Genomic DNA, 12,790 nt, shown 5'->3' with positions numbered 1-12,790 from the left:
GCTTATTGGTGATATACCGCACGAATATTATCGGTAGCGCTCTGGTAAAAATTACTGATCTCACCAAATGCATCTAGCATCTCAGGTTTAAATTGATCATCAGCAACTTGTATAGCGGTAAAACCGCAGCGTTCCATATAAGCAAGTCGATCTCTGCCAATATCACCGGTCGCACGAATTTCACCTTTATAGCCCGCGCGAACGAGTATGCGAGCAATACTAAAACCTCGGCCATCGCGGAAAATAGGAAAGTCGATCGCAATCATAGGAAATTGATCAAGGTTTTCCAGAAGCTCGGTTAGGTCGTCATCGCCATTTACTTGAAGTGCGATTTGTCCATCATGTTCGGCGAGTCGCGCTTTATGTTCTAAATACAAAGCATAAGGTACGATAATATCGCCTGAGCTTAGTGTTGCTTCTGGTGCGAAACTTTCTTCATTTAGTAAAGACCAGTTGTCTGCAACTACTTCACGATTAATTAGCAGGGGCATATACGTACTCCTTAAATGGTGCCATTCCAATACGTTGGAATGTGTCGATAAAGCGTTCATTCTCAAAACGATTTTCAACGTAAACTTCGATTACTTTTTGGAGAGTATCTGCGACTTCGTCTGAGGCAACAGATTTACCCATTACTTTACCTAAGGCTGCATTGGAGCCATCATCACCACCTAAGGTGATTTGATACCAATCTTCACCTTTTTTATCTACACCTAGAATGCCGATGTGGCCAACGTGGTGATGAGAACAGGCATTGATACAACCGGACATATTAAGTTTCAGATCACCTAGATCGTGGACATAATCCATATCTTCAAATTTACGGTTGATCTGGTCTGCAATACCGAGTGTTTTAGCGTTAGCTAAGGCGCAGAAGTCACCCCCAGGGCAAACGGTCATATCGGTTAATGTGCCAATATTAGGTCGTGCAAGGTTGGCGTCTGTCAGTATCTGCCAAACGGCGTATAAATCACTGTTTTTCACATCAGCCAAAACTAAGTTTTGGTTGTGTGTCGCACGAATTTCACCAAAGCTATATTTATCTGCCAAATCAGCAATAAGGTCCAACTGTTGGTCAGTGACATCGCCGGCTGGTTTTAGATAAGGTTTTAGCGATATATAAGTAATGCGGTAGCCTGCTACTTTATGGTTAACCGTATTACGTTCATACCAAGTCCGAAACGCATCATCCTCAACAAGCTTTTGCTCAAGTGTCGTATCGTCCTTAGCTGTTTGATCATATTCAAACGGAGTGAAAAATGTTTTTACCCGATCAATCTCTGTGCTAGGTAGTTTTAAATCTGTATCACGTATCTGTTCCCATTCAGCGTCGACTAGCTCACGGAACTGATCAATACCCATGGTTTGAACTAATATTTTGATTCGGGCTTTGTATTTGTTATCACGGCGACCGTTTAGGTTGTACACACGTACAATCGCTTCTAAGTATGACAACAAATCTTCTTTCGCAAGGAACGGACGAATCTGTTTACCGATAACTGGTGTACGGCCTAAACCACCACCAACAAGTACTTCAAATCCTACTTCGCCAGCTTCGTTCTTGACGATGTGTAAGCCGATGTCGTGTACTTGTGTCGCTGCTCGGTCAGTAGGGCTTGCTGATACCGCAATTTTGAATTTACGTGGTAGATAAGCAAACTCTGGATGTAGAGAAGACCACTGACGAATAATCTCACAGTAAGGGCGAGGGTCTTCAATCTCATCTGCAATTACGCCAGCAAATTGGTCTGTTGTTGTGTTACGGATACAGTTGCCGGATGTTTGGATAGCGTGCATCTGTACGCTAGCTAATTCGGCTAGAATATCAGGCACTTCCTCTAACTTAGGCCAATTGAACTGAATATTGGTCCGTGTTGTAAAATGTGCATAACCTTTGTCGTAAGTGCGGGCAATATGTGCCAGTTTACGTAGTTGGGTTGAGTTATACATGCCATATGGGCCTGCAACACGCAACATAGGTGCGTGGCGCTGTACGTATAGTCCATTCATTAGGCGAAGTGCTAAGAAATCATCTTCTGATAGCTCTCCGGCCAAATAACGGCGGGTCTGATCTCTATATTGCTCAACGCGTTCATTAACCAGTTGTTGGTCAACTTCGTTATACTGATACATAACTAACTATTTCCCTTGTTTAGCTGATTTATCAGCTAAACACCTCACTTTTAGGGTTTATTTAACCTGCAATTACGAAACGCAGGCCGATGGCTAACAGAACTGATCCCATAATAGGTTGTATGACCGTTGGAGATAGGCGAGTGCCAATATGGCTACCTAAAAATACTCCCGGTAACGAACCTAGTAATAGGTAAACCAGTAGGCTTAGATCTACACTGCCCATCTGGTAGTGACCTGCGCCCGCAATTGCTGTTAGTACAACTGCGTGAACGAGATCTGTGCCCACAATGTTTTGCATGCTCATTCGTGGGTATAAAACGATTAATAATGCGGTGCCTAATGCGCCAGCGCCTACAGACGATAGCGTTACTAAGCAGCCTAAAATAAGACCCATTGTTATTGTGAAAAAAGGGCGCCATTTTTTTGCATGTTTGGCCGCGGCGCTATGTTGCCACTTTATGGCTTGATTGCGAATCTTATTTCTTAAAAAAACTGCAATAGAGGTTAAGACAAGAGAAATACCTAATGTCAGGTTCATTAGATGTTCTATCTTTTCTAGTCCGCCTAGTCCTTCTAAGTAATTTAATGTGAATAGACTTCCTGGAATACTTCCCGCAAGTAGAAATAAGACAACTTTCCATGCAATTAGTTTCTTGCGGGCATAAGTTATTGCGCCACCAAATTTAGTTACTGCTGCGTAAAGTAAATCGGTGCTGACGGCTATAATTGGTGGAATGCCAAATACTACGATAAGTATAGGCGTCATTAGTGCGCCCCCACCAATACCGGTGAGTCCCACAATAAAGCCAACAACCAATCCAGCAAAGCTGTATGCAAGTTCCATGAGTATACCTGTCCACGAATAACTGGCGGCATGATATAGTTGTTTTGTTATAACTCAAAATAATAATTAGAAATCTTATTATATCAAAAAGGAATAAATAGCCTAGTAGTGAGGTTGGTAATATAAAGAGGCTTAATTGATGTTCTCTTTATTCTATTTGGTTATTAAAAAGTAATTATATATTCTTTTGTGTTTTATCTGGGGAGCTGCCATAATGCGCCGCAATATTGGATAGCTATACCTGTGCATTCAGGTTCTAGTCCATACCGTTTAATAGAAAGAGTATTTACTGATGAGTGCCTTACCTGAACATCGCTTAACGCACCTGAAACAATTGGAAGCTGAAAGCATCCATATCATCCGTGAAGTAGCCGCAGAATTCGATAACCCAGTCATGCTTTATTCGGTTGGTAAGGATTCTGCAGTGATGCTGCATCTGGCACGTAAAGCGTTTGCGCCAGGTAAACCTCCTTTTCCGCTTATGCATGTGGATACCACATGGAAATTCAAAGAGATGATTGAATTTCGCGACAAGATGGCTGCGGAAGCGGGTATGGATCTGATTGTTCATGTTAATCAGGAAGGGGTTGATATGGGTATTAACCCATTTGTTCATGGCTCCTCTAAACACACAGATATCATGAAGACTCAAGGCCTTAAGCAGGCTTTAGATAAGTATAAATTTGATGCTGCTTTTGGTGGCGCCCGTCGTGACGAAGAAAAGTCTAGGGCGAAAGAACGTGTATTCTCCTTCCGTGACCAAAACCACCGTTGGGATCCTAAAGTTCAGCGTCCAGAGCTTTGGAATGTATTTAATACCCGTGTTGATAAAGGTGAAAGTATTCGTGTATTCCCTCTATCGAACTGGACTGAGCTAGATATTTGGCAGTACATCTATTTAGAAGATATCTCGATTGTTCCTCTTTATTACTCAGCAAAACGTCCTGTTGTTGAGCGTGATGGCATGATGATTATGGTGGATGATGATCGCTTACCTTTAAAAGAGGGTGAAGTGCCAGAGATGAAGAGCGTGCGTTTCCGTACATTGGGTTGTTACCCTCTAACCGGTGCTGTGGAGTCAGAAGCTGTTACTTTGCCGGATATTATTCAAGAGATGTTGCTAACGACTACCTCTGAGCGCCAAGGTCGTGCAATCGATCACGATAGTTCAGGTTCAATGGAGAAGAAAAAGATGGAAGGCTACTTCTAAACTTTCTTCATCTTGATAGCTTTGTGACGACTGGCGCTGTGTGTTTTTACCCGCGCTAGGGTGTTAATACTGAAATGATTATTTAGGTGTTATGTCTGTATAGACATAGGGCTTCTCCGAGGAGAAAAAAATGAGTTACCACAGTGATCTGATTGCCACTGATATTCAAGAGTATCTGCATCAGCATGAAAATAAAGAACTGCTACGCTTTTTGACCTGCGGTAGTGTAGATGACGGTAAATCTACATTGATTGGGCGTTTGTTACATGATTCAAAAATGATCTATGAAGATCAACTTGCAGCGATTCAAAAAGATAATGAACGTGTGGGTAATGCAGGCGAAGAATTGGATTTAGCGCTGTTGGTTGATGGCCTTCAAGCGGAGCGTGAGCAAGGGATCACTATTGATGTAGCTTATCGTTACTTTTCTACCTCAAAACGTAAATTTATCATAGCGGATACACCGGGGCATGAGCAGTACACTCGTAACATGGCGACCGGTGCCTCTACTTGTGATCTAGCGATCATTTTGATTGATGCTCGTTACGGTGTGCAGGTCCAGACACGACGTCACAGTTTTATTGTTTCTTTGTTAGGACTCAAACATACCATTGTTGCTATTAACAAAATGGATCTAGTGGATTACAGCGAAGAGCGCTTTGAAGAGATTAAAGCCGAATATTTGGCATTTTCCGAGCAGCTTGATCTACCTGATATTCAATTTGTGCCAATTTCTGCACTTAAAGGCGATAACGTTGTGACTGCATCAGAGCCAATGAGTTGGTTTGATGGCAATCCTCTAATGGAAACTCTAGAAAATGTTGAGATTGCAAACGATAAAAACTTCGATGAACTTCGTTTCCCTGTACAGTATGTAAACCGTCCTAACTTAGATTTCCGTGGTTATTGTGGTACGTTGACCTCTGGTATCGTGCGTCCAGGGGATGAAGTGACCGTTTTACCATCAGGCAAATCGAGTAAAGTGAAGTCGATTGTTACCTTCGAAGGCGAGATTGAAGAAGCTTTCCCACCAATGGCAGTAACGCTGACATTGGAAGATGAAATTGATATATCACGTGGTGATATATTGGTTCATACCGACGCAGTACCAGCAAGTACGAATCGGTTTGATGCCATGGTTGTTTGGATGTCAGAAGAGGCGATGCAAGCCGGCCGTCAATATGAAGTTAAATTGAATACAACCCGTGTTGCGGGTGGTATTAGCAATGTTCGTAACCGCATCGATGTTAATACGCTTGAAGAAAGTGCTGTTAGTACCCTTGAGTTAAATGAAATTGGTCGGTGTGAAATTACGCTTGAGCGTCCAGTAGTTGCCGATGATTATCGCTCTCATCACGGCACAGGATCATTTATCATTGTTGATCGTTTAACCAATGCAACGGTTGCTGCGGGAATGATCATTAATGATGGTTCGCAGCAAGTGATAGATCTAGACAGTAACCTTGTTAATGAGTCAAAAGTATCAGCTGCAGATCGCGTAATTCGTTTAGGCCAGCAGGCGGCTACTATTACTGTATCTGGTGGTACTGACGAACAGCGTCAAACGATACTATTTAGTTTGGAAGCGGTATTGTTTGAACAAGGACGTGCTGTTGTTGCCTTTAATCAAGCTCAACTATCGAGCTTGAATGGTAATCTATCGGCATTAGATGGGTTATTAAATACAGCAGGTTTGATTTCAATACTTGAAACTGATGCAAGTCTTGAGGGGGCACTTAACCTTCAATTAGATCAGTTAGCGGGTGATACAGCATCTGCTCAGTTGGAAGCCGCGATAGAGAAGCTGAAGCAGCAAGCATTGACCTAAATAGTGTATAAAGGGAGGTTATTTGACCTTCCTGTTCTTTGCGCTAAGTCAGGATTGCCCTATACCTAAATTTTATCAGAAGCGGTAAACTTTAGAGTATTCTGGTTTTATTTTAAGTGGTCGCTTTCGAGCGTGAGCCTTCGATCGCATTTCGTAAATGCTATTTAGTTAGTTATAGGTTTATGACAGATTATCTTCTGATTGTTATCAGCACGGTACTGGTGAATAACTTCGTACTGGTTCAGTTTTTAGGGCTATGTCCTTTTATGGGGGTTTCCAATAAGTTGGAGACTGCTATGGGCATGTCTCTGGCAACGACCTTCGTACTGACTCTGTCATCGGTATGTAGCTATTTGGCATTCACTTATTTGCTTCAGCCTTTAGACTTAGCGTTTTTGCAAACAATTACCTTTATTTTAGTGATAGCGGTCGTTGTGCAGTTCACTGAAATGGTTGTACGTAAAACGAGCCCTTTACTCTATAAAGTTTTGGGTATCTTTCTGCCATTGATTACGACTAACTGTGCTGTTTTAGGGGTCGCTTTACTTAATATCAAGAAAGTGAACGGCTTTATTGATTCCATTGTCTATGGCTTTGGAGCAGCGGTTGGTTTTTCTTTAGCGTTAATCCTGTTTTCAGCGATGCGTGAACGTATCGCTGTAGCTGATGTGCCAGTACCTTTCCAAGGTGCAGCTATTGGTATGGTGACAGCGGGTCTAATGTCTTTAGCCTTTATGGGCTTCACTGGTCTGGTTCAGATTTAGGGAGCACATAATGGATTACATCTTAATTGCCGTTCTTGCTTTGTTGGGGCTGGCTTTAGCTTTCGGTTTATTGCTTGGTTTTGCTTCGGTGCGTTTTCGTGTTGAAGGGAATCCTATTGTCGATCAAATTGATGCTATCCTGCCGCAGACGCAATGTGGCCAGTGCGGCTATCCAGGCTGTCGACCTTACGCAGAGGCGATCGCTAACGGAGATGCCATCAATAAGTGTCCTCCCGGTGGGCAAAGCACAGTGGAAGCGCTGGCGGATCTACTTGATGTCGAAGCGATTCCTCTTGATGGTGGTGTCGAAGAAGAGCCGGTCAAAACGGTTGCTTATATTCGTGAAGATGAATGTATTGGTTGTACTAAGTGTATTCAGGCGTGCCCTGTAGACGCTATTTTAGGTGCGGCTAAACAGATGCATACAGTGATTGTCTCGGAATGTACGGGGTGTGATCTCTGTGTTGAGCCTTGTCCTGTTGATTGTATAGATATGTTGCCAGTTGAAACGACCCTGAATACTTGGAAGTGGGATATGCCTAAGCCGGGTGTACAGCTTATTGTAACTGACCTTCGTGGCGAAGTAGCGGAAGAGGGGACAGCTTAATGAGTACTCAGTTCTCTTTTCATGGTGGTGTGCATCCTCCTGAAAATAAGCAACGTAGCACCGGACTAGCGATTCAAACTGCGCCGATCCCTGCTGAGCTTATCGTTCCGCTGTCACAACATATAGGTGCGCCATCTGAGGTTGTTGTTGCTGTCGGTGATTGTGTCCTAAAAGGGCAAGTGATTGCTGAAGCGGTTGGGCGTATCAGTGTTAATGTCCATGCGCCAAGTTCAGGTAAAGTTATAGCCATTGAAAAACGGCCTGTTCCGCATATTTCAGGAATGCAGGCCCCCTGCATTGTGATTGAAACGGATGGGAAGGATCAGTGGGGCGATCATCAAGGTTTAGATGATTATACGGCTATACCTAAGCAGGCGCTGATTGATTTTATTCGGCATCATGGCATAAGCGGTATGGGGGGGGCAGGCTTTCCTACTGATGTGAAACTACATCTGGGTGATGATCATATAGTTAATACACTTGTGCTTAATGCCATGGAGTGTGAACCTTATATCACCGCTGATGATATGTTGCTGCGAGAGCATGCCGACAATGTAATTAAAGGTATTGAGATTATTGCTCATCTTCTAAACCCTCATCATGTGATGATTGGTATTGAAGATAATAAACCTCAAGCTATTCGCGCATTAGAGTTAGCGGCTAAAAATACCTCTTTGAATCTGGATATTATAGTTGTTCCTACTATCTATCCATCAGGTGGTGAAAAACAACTGATTAAACTGCTGACGGGTATTGAAGTACCTAGTGGCCGCATTCCTGCTGATGTAGGTATTGTTTGTCAAAATGTTGGTACTGCAGCAGCGATCTATGAAGCGGTGTATGAAGGTATGCCGTTGATCTCTCGTATTGTGACGCTAACAGGAGAAGCCTTAGCCCATCCACACAATATGAGAGCGTTAATTGGCACACCTTTGAAAACACTGCTGGACGCTGCAGGCGTGAATGAGCAAGCGCTGTATCGGATGGTTATTGGTGGGCCAATGATGGGGTTCACTGTAGATGATCAGTCTATACCCATGATTAAAACAACTAACTGTATTATCGCTGCCACTTATGCTGAGATGCCGCCAGCACCGCCAGCTAACCCATGTATCCGATGTGGTATGTGCGAACAGGTTTGCCCCGCTGAGTTATTGCCGCAGCAGCTCTATTGGTTTGCTAAAGGGAAAGAGTTTGAAAAAGCGAAGCATCACAATCTGTTTGATTGTATTGAATGCGGCGCTTGCTCTTATGTTTGCCCCAGTAATCTACCTTTGGTGCAATATTATCGTTTTGCAAAAGCTGAGATTCGTGAAGAGGAGTCTGAGCAGCGGAAAGCTGATCATGCAAGACAGCGCTTTGAGGCAAGGCAAGCCCGTCTAGAGCAAGAGAAGATAGAAAAAGAACTGCGCAGAAAACAGCGAGCAGAAGATGCGGCTAAAGCCCAAGCAGTGAAAAAAGATAAAGCTGAGCTGCATTCAGAATCTGAACAGGCGGTTTCAGCCGAGCCTGACCTTAAAACATTAAAAACTGCTGCAGCTGTTTCTCGAACTAAATTGAAGAAAGCGCAAAAAGCTTTACAAAATGCCGAAGAAAAAGGGTTTGAAGGTCAAGATAAGCTCAAAGTTACAGTGACTGAGCTAGAAGCAAAAGCGCAAGCCGCTCAGGAAGCTTATGATCAAGCGTTGAATGCCCCAGCCGTTTCCGAACCAGTAGTAGATATTAAACAGCTTAAGACCAATGCTGCGGTCGCACGGACAAAGTTAAAGCAAGCGGAAAAAGCGCTCGCGAAAGCTGAGGAAAGTGGTGAAGGTGATTTAGCTGATCTTAAAGCTAAACTAGTCGAGCAGAAAGCTAAAACTGAAACGGCTCAAGCGGCTTATGATGCAGCTGAATCAGGTGGCCAGTCACCGGCTCAGGACAGTGCTAAGCTCGATGAGCTTAAAGCTGAAATGGAAGCCGCATTAGGTAAAGTTGAAAAAGCACGTAAAGCTCTTGATGTTGCCATTGCTGGAAGTAGCCCCGCTGTTGAAAAAATGAAGTTAGGGGTCGAAAAACTTCAGTCTAAATATGAAGCTTGTAAAGCGGAGTATGAGAAAGAGACGTCTCAAAATAGCTCAGTTACCATCAAGCCACTTTCTGCAGAACAGATTGCAGCGTTGAAAGTTGATGCGGAGGCATTACAGGCCAAAGTAGCTAAAGCTCAAACAGCCTTAGATCAAGCAGTAGCATCTTCTAGTCCAACGGCAGACAAAATGAAAGCTGGAGTGGAAAAACTACAAGCTAAGTATGAAGAAGCTCAAGCCTGTTATGAACAAGCGCTAGCTCCTTCTACTGGGAGTAATACTTCCCAGTTAGACGAGCTAAAGGCAGAGATAGAAACACTCTCCACTAAAGTCGAGAAGGCTAAAAGTGCATTAGTTAATGCACAGGCGTCAAATAGTCCTGCAGCAGAAAAAATGCAGGCAGGTGTTGAAAAGCTTCAGTCAAAGTTGGATCAGTTAACGCAGGCGTTTGTACAGGCTGGTGGTGTGCCTGTTGAGCCAGAACCTATTGATCCTAAAGTGTTAAAACAGCAAGTCTCTATTATGAGAACTAAACTGAAGAAAGCACAAACTGCTTTAGATGAAGCGGAAGATGATAATCAGTCTGAACTTAAAGCTGAAGTAGAGCGTCTTACTCTTGCGCATGAAGAGGCGAAAGTTAAGTTGGATGAATATGAGAAGATCCAGCTCGATAAAGCCGCTGCAGAAGGGGTTGATCTCAAACAGTTGAAAGTCGATGCCGCTATGGCGCGAGCAGCGGTGACTAAAGCTGAAAGAGCCGCAGAGAAAGCGCGAGAAGAACAAACGGATGATCTGACAGATATAGAGCAGCAGTTAATCGTTGCACAACAGAAATCTGAACAATTGAACCAGACACTAAGTCGTTTTACTGATTGAGGAAGATTTAACCAATGGCGCTGATACGTACCAGCTCACCTCATCTTCATAAAGCTGTTAACGCTACAGATGTGATGCGTTTAGTTGTGCTTGCTACTTTGCCAGGCTTGGCCGCAATGACCTTCTTTTTTGGCTGGGGCACCTTAATTAACGTCATTTGGGCTTGTTTGTTAGCGGTCGTATTTGAAGCTATTGTGGTTAAAATGCGTAAGCGCCCATTGGGTTTCTATCTTAAAGATTACAGTGCTGTAGTCACTGCGTTATTGCTAGGACTTGCTTTACCTCCTTTCCTGCCGTGGTGGGTGACGATGGTCGGGGTGTTTGTTGCTATTGTGATTGCTAAGCATTTGTATGGAGGGTTAGGGCAAAACCCTTTTAACCCCGCTATGGTTGCTTATGCGCTATTACTTATTTCCTTTCCTGTCTCTATGACAAGCTGGACTATGCCATTTTTGATGGTTGAGGATGGTCAAAGCTGGCATGTTATGGGATTTGTTGACACGTTTAAGCTTATCTTCTCAGGTATTGAACCCGCCATGATCGATAGTTATTCAGGGGCAACGCCTTTGGATGCCATGCGTCATCGAGGTGGACAAACTACAGAAGAGGTATGGGCGAATGCGCCTGTGTTAGCGCAAGGTATGGGCGCTTGGCATGCGGTTAGTGCGGCTTACTTTATGGGTGGGGTATTTTTGATATACCGTAAAGTATTAACGATTCATACACCTTTAGCTATTCTTGCGACCTTAGGGGTTATAGCGGCAGTATTTTATGCTATCGATCCCTATCAATTTGCTGATCCATTTTTTCACCTTACCGCAGGCGCAACAATGCTAGGGGCTTTCTTTATTGCCACTGATCCTGTGACATCCGCTACAAGTAACAAAGGTAAGGTTGTCTACGGTATAGGCATAGGTCTTTTGATTTTTGTTATTCGTGATTGGGGAGGCTATCCAGATGCGGTTGCTTTTGCCGTATTGTTGATGAATCTTTCAGCGCCATTTATTGATCAATACACTCAGCCTCGTTCTTATGGGCATGCAAAAGCTAAACGCGGCATGAAAGGAGGTGCCTAATGCAGATGTTAAGCGCTCTCCGTACTAGCACTATTGCGATTAGTTTGTTTGCTGTCGTTTGTGCTGCTGTTATAGCAACGACACAAGTAACAACCGTTGACCGTATTGCTCAAAATGAGAGAGAGCAGAAGGCAAAAGCACTATATGAAATAGTGCCTCGCTCATCTATAGATAATGATCTACTTGAAGATACTGTTGAAATAGTCGCACCAACTTTGCAGGGCCACTCAGATCCTGTAACTGTTTATCGAGCGCGTAAAAATGGTGTAGTTACCTCGGTTATTTTACCTTTAGTTGCCCCTGATGGTTATAGTGGAATCATTACGTTGATCGCAGGCATTAATGCAGATGGCTCTGTGGCGGGGGTTCGTGTATTAACCCATAAAGAAACACCCGGGTTAGGTGATAAAGTTGATACTAAAAAATCTGATTGGGTGTATAGCTTTAACGGATTGTCGAAACAAGGTAGCAGTGACTCGCGTTGGGCCGTTAAGAAAGATGGTGGCGAATTTGATCAGTTTACGGGTGCAACGATTACACCGAGAGCGATTGTTGGCGCGGTATCGCGCGCACTTGATTATTTTGCCGAACACCGCACAGAGTTATTAGATCTAACTGAAGACAGAATTACAGAGGTCGCTCGCTAATGGCTACTGATTATAGAAAAATCACTCATGATGGATTGTGGGGCAATAACCCTGCACTGGTTCAGTTACTTGGTCTATGTCCGCTTTTAGCTGTAACCGGCTCTGTTGTTAATGCTATAGGTCTAGGGGTAGCAAGTACCTTGGTTTTGATGGGATCTAATCTGACGGTTTCTGCTTTCCGTAAATTTGTTCCGGATTCTGTTCGCTTGCCTATTTTTGTGATGATAATTGCTTCGTTTGTAACGGCGATTGAATTACTAATGAAGGCCTTTACTTATGAGCTCTATCTTATCTTAGGGATTTTTATTCCCCTGATTGTGACTAACTGCGCAATCATGGGGCGTGCGGATGCTTTTGCTTGTAAAAATCCAGTTAAGGCCTCACTGCTTGATGGCTTAATGATGGGGTTGGGGTTTACCGCAGTATTAGTACTACTGGGTGCAATGAGGGAAGCATTAGGCTTAGGAATGATTTTTAGTGACATGCATCTTCTTTTTGGCCCTATAGCTGAAAATTGGAAAATAATTTTAGTTGAAGACTATCCCGGTTTTCTTTTTGCTATTTTACCGCCCGGTGCTTTTGTTGGTATGGGGCTGATTATAGCGCTAAAAAATATTATCGATGCGCGCATACAAGCACGTAAAGCTGAACGGGAAACTGGTCCAAGCCCGCGCCGTGAGCGGGTGCGTGTGACTGGATAATGTAATAAGTTATATATGCTATAATGATTGAGCGT

11 protein-coding genes are annotated in these 12,790 nt (G+C 43.5%); 8 read left to right on the top strand and 3 right to left on the bottom strand.

Annotation, left to right across the window (positions count from 1 at the left end; all coding sequences use genetic code 11):
* Positions 1 to 2: 2 nt before the first annotated feature.
* The 3 genes from Q4486_RS01360 to Q4486_RS01350 form a co-directional block, all read right to left on the bottom strand.
* Complete coding sequence (locus Q4486_RS01360) at positions 3 to 491, bottom strand: DUF934 domain-containing protein (RefSeq protein WP_303416017.1); 489 nt, start codon at positions 489 to 491, stop codon at positions 3 to 5.
* On the bottom strand, positions 475 to 2,133 hold the full coding sequence (locus Q4486_RS01355) for a nitrite/sulfite reductase (RefSeq protein ID WP_303517782.1): 1,659 nt from the start codon (positions 2,131 to 2,133) through the stop codon (positions 475 to 477). Before Q4486_RS01355 ends, Q4486_RS01360 begins: the two co-directional genes overlap by 17 nt.
* Before the next feature lie 61 nt (positions 2,134 to 2,194).
* Complete coding sequence (locus tag Q4486_RS01350) at positions 2,195 to 2,980, bottom strand: sulfite exporter TauE/SafE family protein (RefSeq protein WP_303416019.1); 786 nt, start codon at positions 2,978 to 2,980, stop codon at positions 2,195 to 2,197.
* 292 nt (positions 2,981 to 3,272) lie between these two features.
* On the opposite strand from Q4486_RS01350, the gene cysD reads away from it, so the two are divergent.
* The 8 genes from cysD (at position 3,273) to Q4486_RS01310 (ending at position 12,755) form a co-directional block, all read left to right on the top strand.
* Complete coding sequence (gene cysD / locus Q4486_RS01345) at positions 3,273 to 4,190, top strand: sulfate adenylyltransferase subunit CysD (RefSeq protein WP_303416020.1); 918 nt, start codon at positions 3,273 to 3,275, stop codon at positions 4,188 to 4,190.
* 130 nt (positions 4,191 to 4,320) lie between these two features.
* Complete coding sequence (gene cysN / locus Q4486_RS01340; protein WP_303517781.1) at positions 4,321 to 6,018, top strand: sulfate adenylyltransferase subunit CysN; 1,698 nt, start codon at positions 4,321 to 4,323, stop codon at positions 6,016 to 6,018.
* Positions 6,019 to 6,200: 182 nt separating this feature from the next.
* Positions 6,201 to 6,782 (top strand): electron transport complex subunit RsxA, encoded by a 582-nt coding sequence (gene rsxA, locus Q4486_RS01335; protein ID WP_303416022.1) that lies wholly within the window; start codon positions 6,201 to 6,203, stop codon positions 6,780 to 6,782.
* Positions 6,783 to 6,792: 10 nt separating this feature from the next.
* The gene (rsxB, locus tag Q4486_RS01330) at positions 6,793 to 7,389 is read left to right on the top strand and encodes an electron transport complex subunit RsxB (RefSeq protein ID WP_303416023.1); all 597 of its coding nucleotides are present in this window, start codon (positions 6,793 to 6,795) and stop codon (positions 7,387 to 7,389) included.
* On the top strand, positions 7,389 to 10,331 hold the full coding sequence (gene rsxC, locus Q4486_RS01325) for an electron transport complex subunit RsxC (RefSeq protein WP_303517780.1): 2,943 nt from the start codon (positions 7,389 to 7,391) through the stop codon (positions 10,329 to 10,331). Before rsxB ends, rsxC begins: the two co-directional genes overlap by 1 nt.
* Positions 10,332 to 10,345: 14 nt before the next feature.
* Positions 10,346 to 11,407, top strand: coding sequence for an electron transport complex subunit RsxD (gene rsxD, locus Q4486_RS01320; protein ID WP_303517779.1), 1,062 nt, complete (start codon positions 10,346 to 10,348; stop codon positions 11,405 to 11,407).
* Positions 11,407 to 12,054, top strand: a complete 648-nt coding sequence (gene rsxG / locus Q4486_RS01315) for an electron transport complex subunit RsxG (protein WP_303517778.1) — start codon at positions 11,407 to 11,409, stop codon at positions 12,052 to 12,054. The genes rsxD and rsxG overlap by 1 nt, the downstream gene beginning before the upstream one ends.
* Entirely contained in the window at positions 12,054 to 12,755 is a 702-nt protein-coding gene (locus Q4486_RS01310) for an electron transport complex subunit E (protein WP_067862261.1), read from the top strand. Before rsxG ends, Q4486_RS01310 begins: the two co-directional genes overlap by 1 nt.
* The last annotated feature ends 35 nt before the right edge of the window (positions 12,756 to 12,790 follow it).

It is taken from the genome of Neptuniibacter sp. 2_MG-2023, from assembly GCF_030547495.1.
Lineage (GTDB): Bacteria > Pseudomonadota > Gammaproteobacteria > Pseudomonadales > Balneatricaceae > Neptuniibacter.
This window is presented reverse-complemented; position numbering and strand designations above follow the sequence as displayed.